This window comes from Arthrobacter hankyongi, from assembly GCF_022012395.1.
In the GTDB taxonomy this organism is placed as follows: domain Bacteria; phylum Actinomycetota; class Actinomycetes; order Actinomycetales; family Micrococcaceae; genus Crystallibacter; species Crystallibacter hankyongi.
The window spans coordinates 94,168-113,966 of the sequence record NZ_JAKLTQ010000014.1 but is presented as its reverse complement, the minus strand read 5'-3'; the positions used below and the strand labels follow the sequence as shown (position 1 = coordinate 113,966).

Sequence of the window (19,799 nt, the reverse complement as noted above, 5' to 3'; positions counted from 1 at the left end):
GCCTCAGCCGCCGATCAGCGATTCCTTGAGCTTGTTGCCGCCGTCGACGATGACAAAGCAGTCGATCCGACGGTCGCCTTCCTGCCAGGTGCCCTCCGAAGGCATCCCGTAGGAAGTGCGCAGCGAGGGGTACTTGCCGGCCTGCTTGTTCAGCTTGATCGCGGTGCACACCTGCTCCGCCTTCGCGTTCAGGGCATCCTTGCCCGGGAAGGGATCCGAGGGCTGGTAGGAGAAGGTTCCGATGTTTTGGGCGGCGTGCGGGGTGCTGCAGGTGACCACCGTGGCGTTGAGGGTCACGGCCTGGAAGTCGGTAAAGCAGTCCCCGGCCTTGAAATCGAGCGGCGAGACGTCTTTGGCAATGACCCCACCCGGCCCGGTGCCGGCGCTCTCCGACGCCGAGGCATCCGCGGACCGGGCCGCGGACGGGTCCTGGCGCAGGCTGAGGAAGATGCCGGCAGTAACGGCCAGGGCAGCCAGCACGGGGATGCCGATGGCCAGCCACCGCTTCCAGCCGGCAGGTCCGGCAGGCCTGGCCCGCTGTGCGGCCAGTTTGCTGGTGGCCGGCGCCGGCCGGGTGTACCAGTCCGGTTCGGCCGGGCCGCCGTCGGCCGGCGGAGGCGGTGGGGTCCACTGCGACGGCGGCGTGGGCCCGCCCGGCGCCGCGGCCGGCAGCCGGTCCGTGCCCGGCGCGGCGTCCTGGTCCGGTGCTTCCGGACCGTGCCCAGCCCCGGACCCGCCCCCGGGCGCGCTGCCTCCGCCGGCTGGTCTGGACTGTTCGCTCATGGGGCAACTACCTTCCTGGCACGGTGCTCCGGGTGCCACCCGGATTCGAAGTTCTCCTCGACTTTAGCCAACGATCGGCCGCCGCCGCAGGTTTTCGCGTCCGGTCGTTTCCATACGGGTGCCGGCGGTCCGGCCAAAGTCCGGCGGCGGGGTGCGGCGGGGAACACAGTGCGGCGCGTGTTGGTTGGAAACCATGTACCCTATAGGTACGACAGAACTGATCAATATTCCGGGGCCTCGTGCGTTCACGCGTGCGACCACCTCCGGATCGACGTACAAAAGGGGGTCACGCCATGGGGCGCGGCCGTCAGAAGGCAAAAGCGACTAGGCAGGCCCGGGACATGAAGTATTTCAGCCCGGCTACCGACTATTCCGCACTCCAGCGCGAACTCGGCGCTGCGAAGAGCCATGCTTCGAGCCAGTATTCCGAGGATCCGTACGAGGCGGACTACTCGGAATACGAGGACAAGTACGCGGATCAATATCACGATGACGACGACGAGGACACCCGCCGGATCGGTTAGCCGACTGTGCTGGGGCCCGCCTCAGCCACCGTCATCATCTGAGCCCCTACCGCCCGCGGCGCGCCCACCAGGACGCGCCGCCGGCGGCGTTTAACGGGGTCCGCTGCCTGCCCTTGCCTGATATGTAAGTGATGACTAACATATTGACGGTGATGGACCCGATGGAGGCCGCCGCAGAGCCGAACAGGAGGAAGCTCCTGCAGCTGCTGGCCGCAGGGGAGCAGACGGTACAACAGCTGGCCGCCGGATTCGAGGTCAGCAGACCGGCGGTCTCGCAGCATCTTGCCGTCCTCCAGGCAGCAGGGCTGGTCTCCGCCCGCCGCGAGGGCCGGTTCCGCTATTACCAAGTGGAACCGGCCGGAATTGCCGAACTTCGCAGGATCATCGACACCTTCTGGACCAGCGAACTGGATTTGCTGGTCGCCGATGCGCGAACCTCGGCACACCAAACAGCCGGGCATCAAACCATCCGCGGCGCCGGGAACGCCGGCGGCGCGGATGCCGGGACGGAAGAAGAACTGCCATGAACGTGGAAAAAACAGTGATCGTGCCGCTGGACCCCGAGCAGACCTTCGCCCTGATTACCGAGCCGGAGCGGCTGCGGCGGTGGAACATCATTGCCGGACGGATCGCCGTCGAGGTCGGGGGAGAGTCGCGGATGACCGTGGCACCGGGCTATCACGCGGTAGGCCGGCTGCTTGAGCTCGAGCCCGGGCACCGGATTTCCTGGACCCAGAGCTGGGAAGGCCGGGACGAGGTGCCCGAAGAGTCGGCCACGGTGACGATCACGCTCGAGCCCGTCGAGGGCGGCACACGGCTGACCCTGGTGCATGCCGGACTGGACGCGGAACAAGCCGCCGGGCACGCCGAGGGCTGGGACTGGTACCTGCAGCGGCTGCTCGCGGTGGCCTCGGGCAAGGATCCCGGGCCGGACGACTGGGGCGGGCTGCTGCAGGAAGCGGATGCCGCGGCGCTGGCGGACGCCTCGCTGGCGGTGCTGCTGCGGGTGCTGCGCGACCTGCCCCAGGAGGCTCTGGCGCGGCGGACACCGTGCCGGGAGTTCGACGTGGCGGCACTGCTGGACCACCTGGCCGGGTCGCTGCAGGCTGCCGGCGGCGAACTGGGCATCACCACCGGCGCCGGGACCGCGGGCCCGGCCGAAGACCGGATGGCGCGCCTGGCCCAGCCGGTGCTCGAAGCGTTCACCCGGCGGCTGCGGGAGGGCACGCTTGCGCCGGAACAGGAGAGATTCCTCGCCGGCATGATCAACAATGAACTGCTGGTCCACGCCTGGGACTTCGCCCAGGCCACCGGCCGGCCGCTGGACGCCCCGCCGGAGCTGGCCGAACGGGTCCTGGAACTCGGCGAGCTGACGCCGCAACTGCGGGCGATGGCAGGCTTCGATGACGCCGTCCCGGTGCCGCCGGATGCGCCGGCGCTGGATCGCCTGGTGGCCCATACCGGGCGGCAGCCGCACGGGTAGGCGCAGCATGCCGGCCGCGGCCGGCTACGGGCGCACGGCTGTCCAGACGGCCAGCACCGTGCGGATCCTGCTGTCCCCGCCCGGCCTCATGTCCACCAGTGCCGCCTGCCGCACGTGGACGGTGTCGCCTGGATGCAGCCGGGTATCCATGTGTGTGACATGCGGGCGGAAACGGGTGCGGTTGTGCTGCGGGCTGAGCACGTGGACTTCCGGGCCGAGGGTATCGAGCAGCCCGTCATGAAGCGCCTGCAGCCGGGCATCAGGCTGGACCAGCGAGACCCGGACCGTGCCGCCGCGGCCGAATCCTGCGTCCTCGCCGATCTTCACCGCGAATCCCAGATGGTCGGCGAGCGGGCCGCCGATCCTGCTGCCGACGGTTCCGGCACTTTCCTTCGTATCGAACCGGGCCAGGGTGATGTGCAGCGGCCAGGCGGTGCGCGGGAAGGTGAAGCCGGCCTCCACCGGCTGCACGAAGACTACGGCGACGTAGGCACCCATGGCACCAGTGTGCCACGCCCCTCACCACAAACGACTGGACCGATAACGACCTTTCCGGCGTTGAAAAGGTCGATATCGGTCCAGTCGATCAGGGAAGGCGGGGGTCAGGCGTAGCTGTTGACCAGGTGCACCGCGCCGCCGTCGACGCCCTTGGCACCTTGGACGAAGTCCGGACCGCTCAGGGCGGCATCCACGGCGCCCACGCGGCCCATGATCCAAGACGGCAGGCCGCGGTCGTTCAGGCGCGCCAGGGCAGCGTCGGCCGAGCCGGCGTCGACGATGGCGACCATGCCCACGCCCAGGTTCAGCGTGCGCTCCAGGTCCGGCTGCGGGACGCTGCCCAGCTCGGCGATCAGCTTGAAGACCGGCGGTAGCTCCCAGGTGGAGCGGTCCACCGTGGCCATCAGACCCTTGGGCAGCACCCGGGCCAGGTTGGCGGCCAGTCCGCCGCCAGTGACATGGCTGAAGCCGTGCACGCCGGCGCCGCCGGACACGGGCAGTAAGCGGGCCAAATCCAGGCAGTCCGCGGCGTAGACGCGGGTGGGCTCGAGCAGTTCCTCGCCCAGGGTACGCCCGAGTTCGGAAACCTGCCGGTCCAACGCCCAGCCGGCGTGGTTGATGACCCGCCGGACCAGTGAATAGCCGTTGGAGTGGATGCCCGAGGACGCCATGCCAATCACGACGTCGCCGTCCCTGACCCGGTCCGGGCCCAGCAGCGAGTCCGCCTCCACTACGCCGGTGGCCGCGCCGGCGACGTCGTACTCGTGCTCGCCCAGCAGGCCCGGGTGCTCGGCGGTCTCGCCGCCGACCAGCGCGGTGCCGGCCACCTCGCAGGCGGCCGCGATGCCGCGCACAATGTCGGCGATCCGTTCCGGGACCACCTTGCCGCAGGCGATGTAGTCGGTCATGAACAGCGGCTCGGCGCCGACCACGACGATGTCGTCCACCACCATGCCGACCAGGTCGAAACCGATGGTGTCATGGACGTCCATGGCCTGGGCGATGGCCACCTTGGTGCCCACCCCGTCGGTGGACGTCGCCAGCAGCGGCTTGCGGTAGGACAGCAGCGCGGAAACGTCGTAGAGCCCGGCGAAACCGCCGACGCCGCCCAGTACGTTCGCGTTGTGCGTCGCCTTGACCGCATCCTTCATCAGTTCGACGGCACGGTCGCCGGCTTCGACGTCGACGCCGGCGCTGGCGTAGGTGATCGGGCTGGCGTCCTGCGGGCGGGAGGTCATACTCGTTCTTTCTTGTCGTCGTCGGTCAGCACGTTCTCCAGGTCCGCGTCCGGTCCGGGATCGCAGGAGCCGTGTTCGGGGGTGCCGGCCGGGCGTTCCAGTAGGTTCTTACCCAGCCGGTCAGCTTCCGGCAGTTCGATCGGGTAGTTCCCGGTGAAGCACGCGGTGCACAGGCGCTCGCGCGGCTGCTCGGTGGCTTCAATCATCCCGTCCTCGGAGATGTAGCCCAGCGAGTCCGCCCCGAGCGAGGCACGCACATCGTCGACGCCGATACCGTTGGCGATCAGTTCGGCGCGGGTGGCGAAGTCGATGCCGTAGAAGCACGGCCACTTGATCGGCGGCGAGGAGATACGCACATGGACCTCGGCCGCCCCGGCCTCCCGCAGCATCCGCACGAGCGCGCGCTGGGTGTTGCCGCGGACGATCGAGTCGTCGATCACCACGAGCCGCTTGCCCTGGACCACATCCCTCAGCGGATTCAGCTTCAGCCGGATGCCCAGCTGTCGGATGGTCTGGCTGGGCTGGATGAAGGTCCGGCCCACGTAGGCGTTCTTGACCAGGCCCTGGCCGTAAGGGATGCCCGAGGCCTCGGCGTAGCCGATCGCGGCGGGGGTGCCGGACTCGGGGGTGGGAATGACCAGGTCCGCCTCGACCGGATGCTCCTGGGCCAGCCGGCGTCCCATTTCCACGCGCGCGGCGTGGATGCTGCGGCCGTTGATGGCAGTGTCCGGGCGGGCCAGGTAGACGTATTCGAAGACACAGCCGGCCGGCCGCTTCTCGGCGAAACGCTGCGAGCGCAGGCCGTTCTCGTCGATGGCGATGAACTCGCCCGGCTCGATCTCGCGGACAAAGGAAGCGCCCACGATGTCCAGGGCAGCGGTCTCCGAGGCGACCACCCAGCCGCGTTCCAGCCGGCCCAGCACCAGCGGGCGCACGCCGGCGTCGTCGCGCGCCGCGTACAGCGTGCCTTCGTCCATGAACGTGAAGCAGAAGGCACCGCGCAGCTTCGGCAGCAGCTCCATGGCCCGCTCTTCCAGCGTCTGCCCGGGCTCGCCCGCCAGCAGTGCCGTCACCAGGGCGGTGTCCGTGGTGTTGCCCTGGGCCAGTTCGCCACGGTCGGGCTTGCCGAAGATCTCCAGGACCTTTTCGTACAGCTCCGCCGAATTGGTCAGGTTGCCGTTGTGGGCCAGTGCCACAGTGCCGCTGGCGGTGGCGCCGAGCGTGGGCTGGGCATTGGCCCAGGTGGAGCCGCCGGTGGTCGAGTACCGGCAATGCCCGACGGCGATGTGCCCGGTGAGGGTGTTCAGCGTCGTTTCGTCGAAGACCTGGGAGACCAGGCCCATGTCCTTGTAGACATTGATCCGCTTGCCATCGCTGGTGGCGATGCCGGCGGACTCCTGCCCGCGGTGCTGCAGGGCATAGAGTCCGTAATAGGTCAGTTTTGCTACTTCCTCGCCGGGGGCCCAGACACCGAACACGCCGCAGGCGTCCTGGGGTCCTTTTTCGCCGGGGAGAAGATCATGGGAGAGTTTTCCGTCGCCGCGTACCACCCCAGTATTGTCTCATGCCGCCGGCGGGCCTCGGCAACGCGTCGGAGCCGCCGGTCCGCACCAAACTCCCCCTTCGCAACTTGGGCGGGATAGTTGCTGTTTTGGAGCCCGATAACAGCATCTATCCCGCCCAAGTCGGGGGAAGGGGAGGGTGTGACGGGTTATTTCGTGCCGTGGATGGGGTTGCCGAGTTCGTGGATCGGCGTCCGGTAGGTCTCCCTTGCCCACAGTGCGCCGATGACAGCGATCACGGATGACCCGGCGACGATCCAGGCGGCAGGGCCCCAGTTGGCATGGTCGGCACCGACCAAGGCGGTGCCCAGCAACGGGGTAAAGCCGGCGCAGAGGATGCCGACCTGCAGACCGATGGCCATGCCGGAGTAGCGCACGCGCACGTTGAACAATTCCGCGAACCAGGCCGGGTAGATGGCATTGGACATCGAGTAGGTGCCGGCGGTGATCATGGTGCTGACCACGAAGATCAGGGCGATCTGCTGGGTGGAGATCGCCCAGAAGTATACGAAGATCAGCATTCCGGAGCCCAGCACGCCCAGGATGAAGATCCGGCGCCGGCCAAACTTGTCCGAGAACAGCGCCATGAGCGGCTGGGAGCCGATGGCGATCACGTTGCCCAGTACGCTCACCAGCAGCATGGTCTGGGCCGGGATGCCGACGGAGACGGCGAAGGCCAGGCCGAACGCCTGCATGAACGTGTTGGTGACGGTCTCAAAGGACATCAGCGCCACCTGGCAGAACTGGGCTGGATGGGTGCGGAACATCTGGGCGAACGGCAGTTTCACCAGGTCGCGGTGCTGGGCCTTCTCCTCGAAGACCTCGGGCTCCTCGAGCGTCCGGCGGACAAGGTAGGCCACGAGCAGTACCGCCAGCGATGACCAGAATGGAATGCGCCAGCCCCAGGCCAGGCGGTCGGCGTCGTCCATCGCGGCTACCGGCAGGAAGACCAGGGAGGCCAGCACGATGCCGGCGGAAATGCCGCTCATCGCGAACGAGGGGAAGAAGCCCCGGCGGCCCACCGGGGACTCCTCCATGGTCAGGGCCGACGCCCCGGCAGTCTCCGCCCCGGCGGACAGCCCCTGCATCAGGCGCAGCGCGACCAGCAGGACGGGGGCGAGGTAACCGACAGTCTGGAAGTCGGGCAGCAGGCCAATGAGGAACGTCGACCCACCCATTAGCACCAAGGTCAGCACGAGGGTGTTCTTGCGCCCGATCCGGTCGCCCAGGTGACCGAAGACGACGGCGCCGAACGGCCTGGCCACATAGGCGACACCGAAGGTGGCGAACGAGGCAATGAGGGCGGCGGTGGGATTGCCTGCCGGGAAAAAGATGGTGGAGAAGACCAGCGACGCAGCGGTGGCGTACACGAAGAAGTCGTAGTACTCCAGCATGCCGCCCAGGAACGCGGCGAGGGCTGCCTTCTTGGCGCGCCGTGTCCGGTGGGCCTGTTCCACGGAGCTGCCGGTTCCGCGCGGGATGGTTTTCATAGGGGAAGTCCTTCTCAGTTTGGGCCGAATCACGGGATTCGAAGGCTGTTATGTGCGAATTGCGCACATTTGTTCGGATACCGCCTGAGAAAATGGTAGGCCATGTGGCCTGCGTCACCAAGGGGTGGACTGAATTAATTTGGTCGGTGGGACTGCAGCGGCTGAAGGCGCCGTGAACCTGGCAGCCCCTCCACTGCAACTTGGGCGGGATAGTTGCTGTTATCAGCCCTGATAACAGCAACTATCCCGCCCAAGTTGGGTAGGGGTAGGGGTAGGGGGGTAGGAATGGGGAAGGGGGGAGGCCCGGTCAGTGGTCCAGGCGCCTGACCCGCAGCACACTGTCGGTGAGGACGGCGGACTGACCATCCGGGCCGGTGACCTCGCGGGCAGGGGACTCGGCCGTCTCCACCTGCCAGTGCCCGGCGGCCAGACCGAGCTGGTCGGCCACTTCCGCCGGCCGGGGCAGCGGCACCTCGGGTGCCGGATGCCGGGACCAGGGCGGGAATGCTTCATGGCCGACCACGAGCAGGGTGCCTCCGGGAGCGACCGCGCCTGCGGCGGTGCGCAGGACCTCTTCGCGCGGAAAATCCACCGGCGAGTGCAGGAACTGCGCGGACACCAGGTCATAGGCTGCCGTGGGAGTCCACGCGGCCAGGTCGTGCTGCTGCCAGTCGATCCGGCCGGCGAGGCCGAGAGCGGCTGCATGCGCGGCCGCCCGGCCAAGGGCTACGGCGGAAATGTCGATCGCGGTAACCGACCAACCGTGCTGCGCCAGCCAGATGGCGTCGGCCCCTTCGCCGCAGCCGAGATCCAGCGCGGACCGCGGCGCCAGTGAAGCAGCTTCGCGGACCAGGAATTTGTTGGGCTCCCCGCTCCAGACCTGGCTGCGCTCACGGTAGAAGGAGTCCCAGAAATCCTCGGGGTTATCCACCGGGCCGCCGCTCCGGCGGGTCCTGGGCATCGGTACCGTCCGGTCCGCCCGCGGTTCCACCGGCCGTGCCGGTCCCGTTGGCCGCACCGGACTCCGCCGCGTTGGTCTCTGCTGCTGGATCAATCTCTTCGGCGTAGAGGTGTTCCGCGTGTTTGAGGCCCACCCGGTCCAAAACCAGCGCCACCACCGCGCCGACCAGCAGGCCGGCCAGACCGAACAGGACACCGAAGAACCCGAAGACCGCACCGCGGGTGAATTCGGCGCTTTCGGGACCGGCCAGTGCCACCACCGCCGCCACCACCACGCCCAGCACGGTGCCAGCCACCATGAAGGGGACGAACTTCGGGGCGCGGCGGACGATGAGCTCGCGGCGCCCGCGGGCTGCGGGTGCGGCCCCCTCGGGCGTGGGCGATGGTTCGGAATTCATGCCTTCAACCCTACCGGCTGGCGGGAGCCTGCCTGGTGCCAAAGAGCGGCAGCCACTCGGCGAGTTCGGCCCGCAGCCCCGAGGCCGCCACCCGGCCGGCCGCCACGGCCGCCGCCCAGCCGGTGCCGCCGGTAGCGAGCTCGAGCCAGGTGGCGGCGTCGCACTCCACCACATTCGGCGGCGTGCCGCGCGTATGCCGGGGCCCCTCGATGCACTGCGCCACCCCGAACGGGGGCACCCTGACCTCTACGCTGTTGCCCGGTGCCCGTTCGGCCAATTCCTCAAGGCTGTAGCGCACCGCCGCGGCCACCACTTTCCGGTCCGTGCTGCCGGAGCGCCACGCGTCCAGCGCGGCCTGGCCGTCTGCGGCCGGGATCCTCCGCCGGGTAGCCACGGCTAATCCAGCAGCGCCATCACGGGCGGGGCCAGGCGCAGCCGGCCCACCGGCTGGCCGCGGCCGAGCACCGGCTTGACCACGCGGTCCAGCACCGGCCCGACCTCCACCGCACCGACCGCCCCGGCGGCGGCCAGCAGCGTCAGCGCGATCAGCGAGGCCGCCCGCAGGCTGCCGTCCAGGATCTTCACGGCCACCGAGACCCCCGTCGGGGTGCCCATCACCATCACACCCTCGGCGCCGAGCTTGGCCAGGATCTGCAGTTCCTCCATCACCACGGTGTTTTCCGCGCCGTGGCCCTGGACCGCCCACGAATAGTCGACCATGGCGGTCGCGATCGTGGCGGCGCGGGCATCGGCGTTCCGGTCCGAGGGTGCCTTGGCGAGTTTGCCGACGGCGCGTGCCAGCCCGTGCAGCGAGACCGCCGGCACGGGGGCCCCGCAGCCGTCCACGGCGATGTGGCCGATCCTCTCTTCCGTATACTCCTCGACCGTTTCCATCACCAGCCGCTGCATCGGGTGGTTCGGCTCCAGGTACGTGGGCACATCCCAATGGTTCTCCGTGCAAGCCCAGAGGAACGCGGCGTGCTTACCGGAACAGTTGAAGGCCAGGCGTTGCCGGCCGCGGTCGGCACGGATCAGCCAGGTCCGGGCCTCCTCGTCCGCCGGCCACGCCGGCGGGCATTGCAGCTGCGCCGAGGTCAGGCCGGCGGCCCGGAGCATGCCGGCTGCCACCTCCATGTGCTCCCGGGAGCCGACGTGGCTGCCGCAGGCCAGGGCCACCTGCGCGCCGCGCAGCGGCACGCCCGAACGCATGGAGGCCAGGGCCTGGAGCGGCTTGAGCGTGGAGCGGGGGAAGATCGGCGCGGCGATGTCGCCCAGTTCGGTGACCACCGACCCGTCGGCGGCCATTACGACGGCGGAGCCCAAGTGGCGGGACTCGATGAAGCCGTTGCGCTCGACCACCGCCAGCTCGGCAGCGTCCGAGGCCCTGAAAGTCTCAAGCATAGGTTCAGTCTAGGGGCCGGGAATCAACTTCTGGCGCGGCGCGCGGAGCCAGTAGGCTTAGACCTTGTGAAGGTTCTTGTGATTGGCCCCGGAGGCCGCGAACACGCCATTGTCCGAGCCTTGCTGGCTGATCCGTATGTCTCCGAAGTCCACGCGGCACCGGGCAACGCGGGCATTGCCGACATGGTCCCCACCCACAGCATCGACGCCAACGACCCCGAAGCGGTCACCGCGCTGGCCCGCAAGCTCGAGGCGGACCTGGTCGTGGTGGGCCCGGAAGCCCCGCTGGCTGCCGGTGTTGCGGATCCGCTGCGTGCCGCCGGCATCCCGGTGTTCGGTCCGAGCAAGGCAGCCGCGAGGCTGGAGGGCTCCAAGGCCTTCGCCAAGCAGGTCATGGCCGCCGCCAACGTCCCCACCGCAATGGCCCATGTCGCCGCCAACGCGGCCGAAGCCGCCGAGGCACTGGACCGGTTCGGCGCCCCCTACGTGGTCAAGGATGACGGGCTGGCTGCCGGCAAGGGCGTGGTGGTCACCGAGGACCGCGCGGCGGCGCTGGCGCACGCACAGTCCTGCTTCGATGCCGGCGGCGAGGTGGTCATCGAGGAGTACCTAGACGGGCCCGAGGTTTCCCTCTTCGTCATTTCCGACGGCAGGCACGCGGTGCCGCTGGTGCCGGCGCAGGACTTCAAGCGCATTTACGACGGCGACCAAGGTCCCAATACCGGCGGCATGGGGGCCTACTCCCCGCTGGAGTGGCTGCCGGCCGGCTTCGTGGACGAGGTGATGGAGCGCGTAGCGCTGCCGACCATCCGCGAGATGGAACACCGCGGCACGCCGTTTGTCGGGGTACTGTACTGCGGCCTGGCGGTCACCAGCCGCGGCCTGCGGGTGATCGAGTTCAATGCCCGCTTCGGCGACCCGGAGACCCAGGTGGTGCTGGCCCGGCTGAAGACCCCGCTGGGCGGCCTGCTGCTGGCCGCGGCCAAGGGCGAACTCGACGGCACCGAGCAGCTGCACTGGAGCCGCGAGGCCGCCGTCGCCGTCGTTGTTGCCGCCAAAAACTATCCGGACACACCGCGGACCGGGGACCGGATCCGCGGCCTGAAGAAGGCCGCCGCGCTGCCGGATGTGCACGTGATCCATGCCGGCACACGCCTTCAGGACGGCAAGGCGGTCAGCGCCGGCGGCCGGGTCCTGGCCGTCGTCGCCCTCGGCGAGGACCTCGTGGAGGCGCGCGAACGCGCCTATGCCGGTGCCGCGCTGATCGATCTGGACGGGGCCCAGTACCGCACCGACATCGCGCTCAAGGCATCCGAAGGAAAGATCAGCATACCGGCCCGGCGCGGCGAGGCTCCGGCCTCGGCAGGCAAGGAGTAGGGCCATGTCCTTCGCACCATCGCACCCGGAACTGCCGGGCTGGACCCACGTCTACTCCGGCAAGGTCAGGGACCTCTACGTACCGGCCGAAACGGCCCGGGTGGCCACCGACAGCGACGACATCGCCGCCGAGGGCTTGCTGGACCAGCGCAACGACACAGTGCTGGTGGTCGCCAGCGACAGGATCAGCGCCTATGACCATGTGCTCAGCACCGAAATCCCGGACAAGGGCAAGATCCTGACCCAGCTGAGCCTGTGGTGGTTCGAGCAGTTGGCCGCGGGCCCGGACCCCGTGGCCAACCACGTGGTCTCCACCGATGTTCCTCAGGCGGTGGCGGGCCGGGCCATGATCTGCCGGCGGCTGGACATGTACCCGGTCGAATGCATTGCCCGCGGCTACCTGACCGGCTCCGGCCTGGCGGAATACCGGCAGTCGCGCACCGTGTGCGGGCTGCCTCTGCCCGAGGGGCTGGTGGACGGTTCGCGGCTGGAGCCGGCGATCTTCACCCCCTCGGCCAAGGCCGAGGTCGGCGAACACGACGAGAACATCACGTTCGACGCCGTCGTGGACACCGTCGGCGCCGGAACGGCGGCACGGCTGCGGGAGCTGACCTTGCAGATCTATACCCGTGCCGAGGAGATCGCCCGGGCCCGCGGCATCATCCTGGCCGACACCAAGGTGGAATTCGGCACCAACCCGGCCACCGGCACGATCATCCTGGGCGACGAAGTGCTGACCCCGGACTCCTCGCGCTTCTGGGACGCCGAAACCTACCGGCCGGGGCAAGCGCAGGCCTCCTTCGACAAACAGTTCGTGCGGGACTGGCTGACCTCGGCCGAGTCGGGCTGGGACAAGGCCTCGGATACACCGCCGCCGGCGCTGCCGCTTGAGATCGTGGAGAAGACGCGGGCCCGCTACGTCGAAGCGTACGAGCGGCTGACCGGCCGGAAGTTCGCATAGCGGGTGGGTTCCGGGGGCCGCGCTCCCGGGACGCCGGCCGCTAAATGGGGCCGAGGCCGGCGGCCTGCTCGGCTGCGGCCAGGCAGCGCTCGAAATCAGCTACCGCACGCGAGTACGCTGCCAGATCGGCCGCCCCGGCGCCGCGCTTCGCGTAACCGCCGCGCTTTGCGTGTCCGCCGTGCCGGCCGGATGCGGCGCGGCGGAGGGCGGCTGCCTGCCGCATGGACCGGATCATCGCCGCCGTTTCCGCGCGCCGGACATCGGCCATGGCACCGGCTTCCGGATAGCTGGCGGGATCGAGTTCGTAGCGCGCCCACCGCGCCAGCGCGGCGTCATGCCGCGCCATCAGTTCCCGCCAAGCCCGGTGCCGCCCGGCGGGACTGGACTGCGACCAGCTGCGCTGGACGTACAGCCCGGCCGGGAGGACACAGGAGAGCGTCAGCAGGATCAACGCCGGCGCCGCCGCCGGATAGGCCACGGCGGCGATCAGGACCACGGCCGCCGCACAGCAGGCGCCCGCGAAGCCGTACCAGAACAGTGCGTCAAGCCGCTCCTCCCGGCGCAGGGCAACGCCGATGGCCCAAGCCGCCAGCGCGATAATGCCCGCGGCCAAGGCAGCGGACAGCCCCAACAGTCCGTAGTCAGCCAGACTCATGGCGGCCTCCTGACAGCCCCGTAGACTCCGGGCGCCGGCCCGGGGGACCGCTGCCCGTACAGCTATTGCAGTACCGCAGCAGCCGGCAAGTCAATGGGCCAGGCGATGCCGCTACTCAGGCCGTGCTGCCGGCCCGAGCACCCCGTCCAGCTGCTTCAGCCGCAGGCCCCGCGGCAGGATCCGCAGGACGCTGTTCCGCGCCGTGCGCAGCCTCGGACGCTGAAGCTGGGCCAGCCGGCCCATGCTGCGTGACCGCTTGACGATCCGCGAGGTCCGCGGAACCCGCTCGGCGTCGTAGGCCAGCAGGCCGTCCTGGACGTTCCCGGCGGCGGCCAGGCTATCGGCCAGGACCACCGCGTCCTCGAGTGCCTGGCAGGCCCCCTGGCCCAGGAACGGCAGCATCGGGTGGGCGGCATCCCCGACCAGCGTGGCCGAGCGGCCTGACCATACCGGCTCCGGTTTGCGGTCGAAGAGTTCATGGGCCATGACCGCCTCCTCGGCGGTGCGGCCGATCACCTGCGCGATCCCGGAATTCCAATGTCCGAAACGGTCCAGTGCCATCGCCTTCAGGGTGGTCAGCGGCGAACTGCGGAACTCGTCGCTGCTGATGGTGCCGTACCAGTAGGTCTGGCCGCCGGGCAGCGGGGCCATGCCAAAGACCGCCCCGGGCCCCCAGGTCTCGCCCCACGGCACTGACGCCAAGTCCGGGCTGCCGGCCGCGCAGACGGCCCGGAACGCCGTCAGTCCGGAGCGCCGCGGCGCCCCGTCGCCAATCAGCGCCCGGCGCACCAGTGAGTTGAGGCCGTCCGCGCCGACCACCAGCTCGGCGTGCTGCCGTCCGCCGTTCTCCAGGACCAGCGTGCTGGACGGCGTCCCGGGCTCGAAGTGGACCACCGGCAGGCCGCGGTGGACGGTGTTCACGGCCAAGGCTCCGGCCAGCAACGCCGTCAGGTCCTCGCGGCGCACCATCCGTACCCCGTGGCCGTAGCGGTCGCGCAGGTCTGCCGGATCCAGTTCCATGATCGGCCGGCCGTCCAAGTCCAGCGCACCGCCGCGGACGGGAACGGAGATCCGCTCGAAGCGCTCGCCCAGGCCGAGCCGCTCCAGCGCCGCGGTGCCGTTGGGCCAGACGGACAGGCCGGTGCCGGGCACGGCCGTGGAGCCGGTGCGCTCGATGACGTGCACGTTCCAGCCGGTATTCTGCAGCGCCAAAGCCGTGGCCAAGCCGCCGATTCCTGCCCCGACAATGATTGCCGAGCGTCCAGTAGTTGCCATGGGACCCATCCTAGTGGCGTACCGGGCGAGTCCGGCACGCCGGCAGGAACTAAAAAGGCCTCCGGGACTGGCGGTTAAGCCGGCCCCGGAGGCCTTTCTTTGCTTCACTGGTCGGGGTGACAGGATTTGAACCTGCGACCTCGTCGTCCCGAACGACGCGCGCTACCAAACTGCGCCACACCCCGTGAAACGGTTTCCGGAGGGCATTTCCTCCGGTCCATCGCTGCGAAAGCAACTGTATAAGCGTAGCGGAGAAACCCCTCAAACCAAAAATCGGCCCGGTGTGACGCCTGCCTCACCTCAAGTGCGGCGGCAGTTCAGGCGGGTCGGGCCACCAACTCCAGCAGCACGGCTTCGGGCCGGCAGGCGAACCTCACCGGCGCCATCCTGGAGGTGCCAATGCCGGCGGAGACGTTCAGCGGCACGCTGCGTCCGGCGTGTTCCCACCAGGTCAGGCCGCGGGCGCGCCAGGTGGGCAGGTCGCAGTTGCTGAGCAGTGCGCCGTAGCCGGGCAGACAGACCTGGCCGCCGTGGGTGTGGCCCGCCAGGATGAGCTCTGCGCCGTCGCCGGTGAAGTAGTCCAGGACCCGCTGGTAGGGGGCGTGGGCGACGGCGATGCGCAGGTTCGCGGCCCGGCCGGAGGACACCGACCCCTTGGGGAAGCCGGTGTACCTGTCGCGCTGCAGGTGCGGGTCGTCCACGCCGGTGAAGTCCAGGCGCAGCCCGTCCACGACAATCGACTGGTGCCGGTTGGACAGGTCGATCCAGCCGGCATTGCCGAAGGCCTGGTGCATCTGGCGCCAGGGTAGTTCGCGCGAGCCGTAGTCCTTGGGCAGTTTGGACGGGCCGGCGAAATAGCTGAAGGGGTTCTTCGGCACGGGCGCATAGTAGTCATTGGAGCCGGCTACGAAGACGCCGGGAAACTGCAGCAGCGGAGCCAGCGCGTCAAGCAGGGGTTCCACTGACTGGCGGTGGCTCAGGTTGTCCCCGGTGTTGACCACCAGGTCCGGCTGCGTCGAGGCCAGGGACCGCAGCCAGTTCTGCTTCAGCGTCTGGCCCGGAACCAGATGGATATCCGAAAGATGCAGCAGCCGCAGCGGCTTGCGCCCGGGCGGCAGGATGGCCAGCGTCTCCTCGCGGATGCCGAAAAGGTTGCGTTCGATCAGGCTGCCGTAGGCCAGGGCTGCGCCGCCCGCGGCAGCGGCGCAGGCGGCAAACCATCCCGCGCCGGCGAGCCGCCGGCGGATCGTTGCGGCAACCATGATCAGTCGTTGCCGTTGCCGTTGCCGTTGCCGTTGCCGTTGCCGCGGCCGTTGTTGCCGCTGCCGCCGTCCGATTCCTTGTCGTCATTGTTATTGCTGGTGCTCGGCGCCGTTGGCTGCTGAACCTGGCCCACGATGTGCGAGGGCGCGCTGTCGAATGAGCCGGTGGCGTAGAGCGGGGCGACGGCGCGCATGTACTCGGTCCACTGGGCACCGGCGATGGTGGAGCCGTCCACGTAGTCGCGGGCCACCCCGTTGATGGCCACGCCGTTCATCGAGGTGTTGGACGTCCAGTTGCCCACCCACGAGGCCGTCGAGATGCCCTTGGTGTAGCCGACGGTCCAGGTCTGCTCGGAGGCGTCCGTGGTGCCGGTCTTGGCTGCGGCGGGCACACCGATCGGGCGCAGCTGGCCCTGGTTGCTGTTGATCAGGTTGGTCAGCGGGATGCTGATGGCCGCGGCGATCTCCGGGGACATCGCCTGCTTGCAGTTGGACCTGGGCACCTTGTACTTGTTGCCCTGCGCATCCTTCACGGAGGTCAGCGCGATCGGCTCACAATACTCGCCGCTGTTGGCGAAGGTCGCGAACGCGCCCGCCATCGTCAGCGGGGCGACTTCCTGGCCGCCGATGAGGAAGGACGGCGTGCTGACGTCCAGTTCCTTGCCGTCGGCCGCACGGTGCACGCCCATCCGGCTGGCGACGTCGCGGATGTCGCACAGGTCAAGCATGGCGGCCTCCGCCACGGTGGCGGAGTTCACGGACCAGGTCAGGCCCTGGCTGACGGTCATCGTGCGCTCGTAGCCGGGCAGGGCGTTCTTGAAGTCCCAGGGCTGGAAGTAGGCGTTGTCCGGCAGGCAGCTGGCCCGCCAGGGGTAGCCGCCGGGGTAGCTCGTCCGCCGGGCGTCGATGGTCGCGTTGAGCGTGTGGCCGGCTTCCAGCCACGCCACCGTGGTGAACGGCTTCATGGTGGACCCGGGCTGGAAGCCGTAGGAGGTGCCGCCCATGTCCGCGTCCACATTGAAGTTCAGCTCGGTATTCTTGCTGCCCTTGGCCGGGTTGTAATTCGTATTCTGGGCCATGGCCAGGATCTTGCCGGTCCCCGGCTCCACCGAGACCATCGAGGACCCGGCCCCGGAGGGATCGCCCTTGGGCACCTGCCGCTCGAGCGCCTGCTGGGCCTGGCTCTGCAGCCGGGAATCCAGTGTCGTCTTGATGGTCAGGCCGCCGCGGGCCAGCAGCTTGGCACGGTCGTCCGCCGTCTTGCCAAAAGCATCGGACTGCATGATCACGTGCTTGACGTAGTTGCAGAAGTAGGCGGCAAAGTTGGCAGCTACACAGCCGGACTGCACCTGCTTCACGTTCAGGCCCAGATCCGTGGCGACAGCCTTGTCGTACTCCTGCTGGCTGATCTTCTTGCTGCGCAGCATCGCGGCCAGCACCGTGTCCCGGCGCTCCTTCGTCGCCTCGGGGTTGGTGACGGGATTGAAGTAGTTGGGGGACTGGACCATGCCGGCCAGCATGGCGGACTGCGGGATGCTCAGCTCGCTGGCATGCACGCCGAAGAACGTCCGGGCGGCCGCTTCGATCCCGTAGGTCTGCCCGCTGAACAGCACGATATTCAGGTAGCCCTGGAGGATCTCCTCTTTGGAGTACTTCTTCTCGAGGGCGATGGCGAGCTTGGCCTCGCGCAGCTTGTCCCCGATGGACTTGGTGCCGCTGATGGTCAGTTCGTCGGCGGACTTGCCCTCGGCCGCGCCGGCGTCGATCAGCACGTTGTTGACATACTGCATGGTCAGCGTGGAGGCGCCCTGCTGGCCGCCGCCGGCGAGGTTGCTGGCCGCCGCACGCATGATGCCCTGCGGGTCCACGCCACCGTGCTCGAAGAAGCGCACATCCTCGATGGAGACGATGGCGTCCTGCATATGCTGGGATACCTTGTCCAGCTTGACGGGTACCCGGTTCTCGTCATAGAACGTGGCAATGAGCTTGCCGTCGGCCGAGTAGATCTTCGAGGCCTGGGACAGCGGGTTGGTGTTCAGCTCAGCCGGCAGCTTGTCGAAGTACTCGATCGAGGAGGTGGCGCCGACCCCGGCCACCGCCGCCGCGGGCACGAGCAGACCGGCAGCGAGCACACCGCAGAGGGCACTGATGCCGAGAAAAGCAATGACCTTTCCCAGCGTTGTCGCAGTGTCGAAGAACGGTGATTTACGAGACGCCATGCGCTTCAGTTTACAAGCTGGGGTTAGGCTTTGACGTATGACGACATGGGAGTACGCCACCGTTCCGCTGATTGTGCATGCCACCAAGCAGATTCTCGACCAGTGGGGAGAGGACGGCTGGGAGCTTGTCCAGGTGCTCCAGATGCCCGGAACCACCAACATTGTTGCTTACATGAAGAGGGAGAAGCAGTAGCATGCCCCAGTCCCGGACCGACTCCGTTTCCGCCGTCGAGCAGCGTCTGGCGGACCTCGGCCTGAAGCTTCCCGAGGTCGCGGCTCCGGTTGCCGCCTACGTGCCCGCCGTGGTGTCCGGCAACTATGTCTACACCTCCGGCCAGCTGCCCTTCGTGGACGGCCAGCTGCCCGCCGCCGGCAAGGTCGGTGCGGCCGTCGGCGCCGAAGAGGCTGCCGTGCTGGCCCGGACCTGCGCGGTCAACGCCCTCGCCGCCGTCAAGAGCGTGATCGGGGACCTGGACCGGGTCACCCGGATCGTCAAAGTGGTCGGCTTTGTTGCCTCCGACCCGGGATTCACCGGCCAGCCAGCCGTCATCAACGGTGCTTCCGAGCTGCTGGGCAAGGCCTTCGGCGACGCAGGGGCGCATGCCCGTTCCGCCGTCGGCGTGTCCGTGCTGCCGCTGGACTCCCCGGTCGAGGTCGAGCTGATTGCCGAGTTCAGCTAGGCCCGAGGGCCCCGCCGCGAGCGAAGCGAGCGGTGGGGAGGGTCGACGCGCTAGGCCCGAGGGCCCCGCCGCGAGCGAAGCGGGCGGACCGGAGGGCCGGCGCGCCGGCAGCCCGTCGCGGCGTCTGTTCGCCCTGCCACCGGACTATCTGGGGGCGGCGCGCAGCTGGTTCGAGCACGGGGAACGGACCCCTCGCATGCCGCGTCCGGCCTCGTCCGTGGTGCTGGTGCGGGACAGCCCGCAGGGCATGGAAACCTACCTGGGCTACCGTTCCGGCGACTCTCCGCTGGGCACCGTTGCGTTTCCCGGCGGCAGCATCGAAGCCGCCGACGACGAGGACCTGAACTGGTTCGGACCGTCCGCCGCGAAGTGGGCCTCAATGCTTGGGCTGACGGACCACCGCCAGGCCCGCGCCCATGTCGTGGCCGCGGTCCGGGAGCTGTTCGAGGAGACGGGGATCCTGCTGGCCGGGCCGGACGAATCGTCGCTGGTGGAACATCCGGCGGGGGAGGAATGGATGGCCGCCCGCGAGGCGGTAGCGGCCCAGGACAAAGGATTCGGCGAGGTCCTCGCCCGCCGCGGCCTGGGGCTGCGCAGCGACCTGCTCAAGCCGTTGTCCAACTGGCTGAGCCCCGACTTTGCCCACCGCCGTTTCGACACGCGCTACTTTGCCGCGGCCCAGCCGGTCAACCAGCAGCCCAGCCTGCTGGCCAGCAAGGGCACCTGGGCGTCCTGGGTCTGTGCCCGCCAGCTGCTGGCCGGGCGGGAGACTTCGTCGCTGGGCGACCTGGTGGGCCAGGAAGACACCCGCGGGCTGACGCTGAGCCAGCTGGCCAACCCAGCGGTGGAGATCATCCTGGAAAAGCTGGCGGCAGCCCGCGGCACGGTTGCCTACCTCGCGCACAAGCGCGGCGTGGTTAAGTACCATCCCGAGCTGGTGCTCGTCGATGGCACCCCGATGCTGGAAGTGGTGGCAAACTTCGCCGCCGAGGACGGTGCGGTGCAGCGCAGCCGCTGAGCGGCGGGCAAAAAA

The 19,799-nt window shown here is 68.9% G+C and carries 21 protein-coding genes and 1 tRNA gene; 8 read left to right on the top strand and 14 right to left on the bottom strand.

The genetic code is table 11. The features are described from left to right. Positions 1 to 3 precede the first annotated feature (3 nt). Positions 4 to 783 (bottom strand): septum formation family protein, encoded by a 780-nt coding sequence (locus LVY72_RS16820; protein ID WP_237822952.1) that lies wholly within the window; start codon positions 781 to 783, stop codon positions 4 to 6. A gap of 293 nt (positions 784 to 1,076) precedes the next feature. On the opposite strand from LVY72_RS16820, the gene LVY72_RS16815 reads away from it, so the two are divergent. The 3 genes from LVY72_RS16815 to LVY72_RS16805 all read left to right on the top strand — a co-directional run bounded on the left by LVY72_RS16815 (position 1,077) and on the right by LVY72_RS16805 (position 2,790). Beyond that, positions 1,077 to 1,307, top strand: a complete 231-nt coding sequence (locus tag LVY72_RS16815) for a DUF3073 domain-containing protein (protein ID WP_237822950.1) — start codon at positions 1,077 to 1,079, stop codon at positions 1,305 to 1,307. Positions 1,308 to 1,438: 131 nt separating this feature from the next. Then, positions 1,439 to 1,834 carry an ArsR/SmtB family transcription factor gene (locus LVY72_RS16810; RefSeq protein WP_237822948.1) on the top strand — a complete coding sequence of 132 codons (396 nt, stop codon included), beginning with the start codon at positions 1,439 to 1,441 and terminating at the stop codon, positions 1,832 to 1,834. Beyond that, complete coding sequence (locus tag LVY72_RS16805; protein ID WP_237822947.1) at positions 1,831 to 2,790, top strand: TIGR03086 family metal-binding protein; 960 nt, start codon at positions 1,831 to 1,833, stop codon at positions 2,788 to 2,790. The genes LVY72_RS16810 and LVY72_RS16805 overlap by 4 nt, the downstream gene beginning before the upstream one ends. A gap of 24 nt (positions 2,791 to 2,814) precedes the next feature. Here the strand turns inward: LVY72_RS16805 and LVY72_RS16800 are convergent, their stop codons facing one another. From LVY72_RS16800 to LVY72_RS16765, 8 genes are all read right to left on the bottom strand, one after another. Beyond that, complete coding sequence (locus tag LVY72_RS16800) at positions 2,815 to 3,288, bottom strand: 2'-5' RNA ligase family protein (RefSeq protein ID WP_237822944.1); 474 nt, start codon at positions 3,286 to 3,288, stop codon at positions 2,815 to 2,817. 104 nt (positions 3,289 to 3,392) lie between these two features. Further along, positions 3,393 to 4,526 carry a phosphoribosylformylglycinamidine cyclo-ligase gene (purM, locus tag LVY72_RS16795; protein WP_237822943.1) on the bottom strand — a complete coding sequence of 378 codons (1,134 nt, stop codon included), beginning with the start codon at positions 4,524 to 4,526 and terminating at the stop codon, positions 3,393 to 3,395. Continuing rightward, positions 4,523 to 6,076 (bottom strand): amidophosphoribosyltransferase, encoded by a 1,554-nt coding sequence (gene purF / locus LVY72_RS16790; protein ID WP_237822941.1) that lies wholly within the window; start codon positions 6,074 to 6,076, stop codon positions 4,523 to 4,525. The genes purM and purF overlap by 4 nt, the downstream gene beginning before the upstream one ends. A gap of 161 nt (positions 6,077 to 6,237) precedes the next feature. Continuing rightward, entirely contained in the window at positions 6,238 to 7,578 is a 1,341-nt protein-coding gene (locus tag LVY72_RS16785; protein WP_237822939.1) for an MFS transporter, read from the bottom strand. 307 nt (positions 7,579 to 7,885) lie between these two features. Then, complete coding sequence (locus LVY72_RS16780; protein WP_237822937.1) at positions 7,886 to 8,509, bottom strand: class I SAM-dependent methyltransferase; 624 nt, start codon at positions 8,507 to 8,509, stop codon at positions 7,886 to 7,888. After that, positions 8,502 to 8,936, bottom strand: coding sequence for a hypothetical protein (locus LVY72_RS16775; RefSeq protein ID WP_237822935.1), 435 nt, complete (start codon positions 8,934 to 8,936; stop codon positions 8,502 to 8,504). Before LVY72_RS16775 ends, LVY72_RS16780 begins: the two co-directional genes overlap by 8 nt. Before the next feature lie 10 nt (positions 8,937 to 8,946). Then, positions 8,947 to 9,330, bottom strand: coding sequence for a sterol carrier family protein (locus tag LVY72_RS16770; RefSeq protein WP_237822933.1), 384 nt, complete (start codon positions 9,328 to 9,330; stop codon positions 8,947 to 8,949). Between the two features lie 2 nt (positions 9,331 to 9,332). Beyond that, complete coding sequence (locus tag LVY72_RS16765; RefSeq protein WP_237822932.1) at positions 9,333 to 10,337, bottom strand: asparaginase; 1,005 nt, start codon at positions 10,335 to 10,337, stop codon at positions 9,333 to 9,335. 66 nt (positions 10,338 to 10,403) lie between these two features. Here LVY72_RS16765 and purD point away from each other — a divergent pair, with 66 nt between their 5' ends. Continuing rightward, positions 10,404 to 11,714: a phosphoribosylamine--glycine ligase gene (gene purD / locus LVY72_RS16760; protein ID WP_237822930.1), complete on the top strand. Its 1,311-nt coding sequence runs from the start codon at positions 10,404 to 10,406 to the stop codon at positions 11,712 to 11,714. Positions 11,715 to 11,718: 4 nt separating this feature from the next. Beyond that, positions 11,719 to 12,675 carry a phosphoribosylaminoimidazolesuccinocarboxamide synthase gene (locus LVY72_RS16755; RefSeq protein ID WP_237822928.1) on the top strand — a complete coding sequence of 319 codons (957 nt, stop codon included), beginning with the start codon at positions 11,719 to 11,721 and terminating at the stop codon, positions 12,673 to 12,675. A 40-nt stretch (positions 12,676 to 12,715) separates the two neighbouring features. On the opposite strand, the gene LVY72_RS16750 is transcribed toward LVY72_RS16755, so the two are convergent. From LVY72_RS16750 to LVY72_RS16730, 5 genes are all read right to left on the bottom strand, one after another. Further along, entirely contained in the window at positions 12,716 to 13,330 is a 615-nt protein-coding gene (locus tag LVY72_RS16750; RefSeq protein ID WP_237822926.1) for a hypothetical protein, read from the bottom strand. Between the two features lie 111 nt (positions 13,331 to 13,441). Next, on the bottom strand, positions 13,442 to 14,605 hold the full coding sequence (locus tag LVY72_RS16745) for an FAD-dependent monooxygenase (protein WP_237822925.1): 1,164 nt from the start codon (positions 14,603 to 14,605) through the stop codon (positions 13,442 to 13,444). 108 nt (positions 14,606 to 14,713) lie between these two features. Continuing rightward, positions 14,714 to 14,790 (bottom strand) — tRNA-Pro (locus LVY72_RS16740). A 132-nt stretch (positions 14,791 to 14,922) separates the two neighbouring features. Further along, the gene (locus LVY72_RS16735; protein ID WP_237822923.1) at positions 14,923 to 15,867 is read right to left on the bottom strand and encodes a metallophosphoesterase; all 945 of its coding nucleotides are present in this window, start codon (positions 15,865 to 15,867) and stop codon (positions 14,923 to 14,925) included. A gap of 2 nt (positions 15,868 to 15,869) precedes the next feature. Continuing rightward, positions 15,870 to 18,086, bottom strand: a complete 2,217-nt coding sequence (locus LVY72_RS16730) for a transglycosylase domain-containing protein (protein ID WP_237822921.1) — start codon at positions 18,084 to 18,086, stop codon at positions 15,870 to 15,872. A gap of 37 nt (positions 18,087 to 18,123) precedes the next feature. Between LVY72_RS16730 and sp36 the strand changes: the two genes are divergently transcribed. The 3 genes from sp36 (at position 18,124) to LVY72_RS16715 (ending at position 19,784) form a co-directional block, all read left to right on the top strand. After that, complete coding sequence (gene sp36, locus LVY72_RS16725; RefSeq protein WP_237822919.1) at positions 18,124 to 18,279, top strand: Sp36 family protein; 156 nt, start codon at positions 18,124 to 18,126, stop codon at positions 18,277 to 18,279. Between the two features lies 1 nt (position 18,280). Beyond that, positions 18,281 to 18,766 carry a RidA family protein gene (locus LVY72_RS16720; RefSeq protein WP_237822917.1) on the top strand — a complete coding sequence of 162 codons (486 nt, stop codon included), beginning with the start codon at positions 18,281 to 18,283 and terminating at the stop codon, positions 18,764 to 18,766. A gap of 196 nt (positions 18,767 to 18,962) precedes the next feature. Beyond that, positions 18,963 to 19,784 carry an NUDIX hydrolase gene (locus LVY72_RS16715; protein ID WP_237822915.1) on the top strand — a complete coding sequence of 274 codons (822 nt, stop codon included), beginning with the start codon at positions 18,963 to 18,965 and terminating at the stop codon, positions 19,782 to 19,784. Positions 19,785 to 19,799: the final 15 nt, after the last annotated feature.

What these genes read in the sequence shown, in the direction of transcription:
- LVY72_RS16775 (WP_237822935.1), bottom strand. Translation starts at nt 8,936, where the DNA reads ATGAATTCCGAACCATCGCCCACGCCCGAGGGGGCCGCACCCGCAGCC.
- LVY72_RS16720 (WP_237822917.1), top strand. Translation starts at nt 18,281, where the DNA reads ATGCCCCAGTCCCGGACCGACTCCGTTTCCGCCGTCGAGCAGCGTCTG.
- LVY72_RS16750 (WP_237822926.1), bottom strand. Translation starts at nt 13,330, where the DNA reads ATGAGTCTGGCTGACTACGGACTGTTGGGGCTGTCCGCTGCCTTGGCC.
- LVY72_RS16745 (WP_237822925.1), bottom strand. Translation starts at nt 14,605, where the DNA reads ATGGCAACTACTGGACGCTCGGCAATCATTGTCGGGGCAGGAATCGGC.
- LVY72_RS16785 (WP_237822939.1), bottom strand. Translation starts at nt 7,578, where the DNA reads ATGAAAACCATCCCGCGCGGAACCGGCAGCTCCGTGGAACAGGCCCAC.
- LVY72_RS16735 (WP_237822923.1), bottom strand. Translation starts at nt 15,867, where the DNA reads ATGGTTGCCGCAACGATCCGCCGGCGGCTCGCCGGCGCGGGATGGTTT.
- LVY72_RS16755 (WP_237822928.1), top strand. Translation starts at nt 11,719, where the DNA reads ATGTCCTTCGCACCATCGCACCCGGAACTGCCGGGCTGGACCCACGTC.
- LVY72_RS16815 (WP_237822950.1), top strand. Translation starts at nt 1,077, where the DNA reads ATGGGGCGCGGCCGTCAGAAGGCAAAAGCGACTAGGCAGGCCCGGGAC.
- LVY72_RS16810 (WP_237822948.1), top strand. Translation starts at nt 1,439, where the DNA reads ATGACTAACATATTGACGGTGATGGACCCGATGGAGGCCGCCGCAGAG.
- LVY72_RS16730 (WP_237822921.1), bottom strand. Translation starts at nt 18,086, where the DNA reads ATGGCGTCTCGTAAATCACCGTTCTTCGACACTGCGACAACGCTGGGA.
- LVY72_RS16820 (WP_237822952.1), bottom strand. Translation starts at nt 783, where the DNA reads ATGAGCGAACAGTCCAGACCAGCCGGCGGAGGCAGCGCGCCCGGGGGC.
- LVY72_RS16715 (WP_237822915.1), top strand. Translation starts at nt 18,963, where the DNA reads ATGCCGCGTCCGGCCTCGTCCGTGGTGCTGGTGCGGGACAGCCCGCAG.
- LVY72_RS16765 (WP_237822932.1), bottom strand. Translation starts at nt 10,337, where the DNA reads ATGCTTGAGACTTTCAGGGCCTCGGACGCTGCCGAGCTGGCGGTGGTC.
- LVY72_RS16800 (WP_237822944.1), bottom strand. Translation starts at nt 3,288, where the DNA reads ATGGGTGCCTACGTCGCCGTAGTCTTCGTGCAGCCGGTGGAGGCCGGC.
- purM (WP_237822943.1), bottom strand. Translation starts at nt 4,526, where the DNA reads ATGACCTCCCGCCCGCAGGACGCCAGCCCGATCACCTACGCCAGCGCC.
- sp36 (WP_237822919.1), top strand. Translation starts at nt 18,124, where the DNA reads ATGACGACATGGGAGTACGCCACCGTTCCGCTGATTGTGCATGCCACC.
- LVY72_RS16805 (WP_237822947.1), top strand. Translation starts at nt 1,831, where the DNA reads ATGAACGTGGAAAAAACAGTGATCGTGCCGCTGGACCCCGAGCAGACC.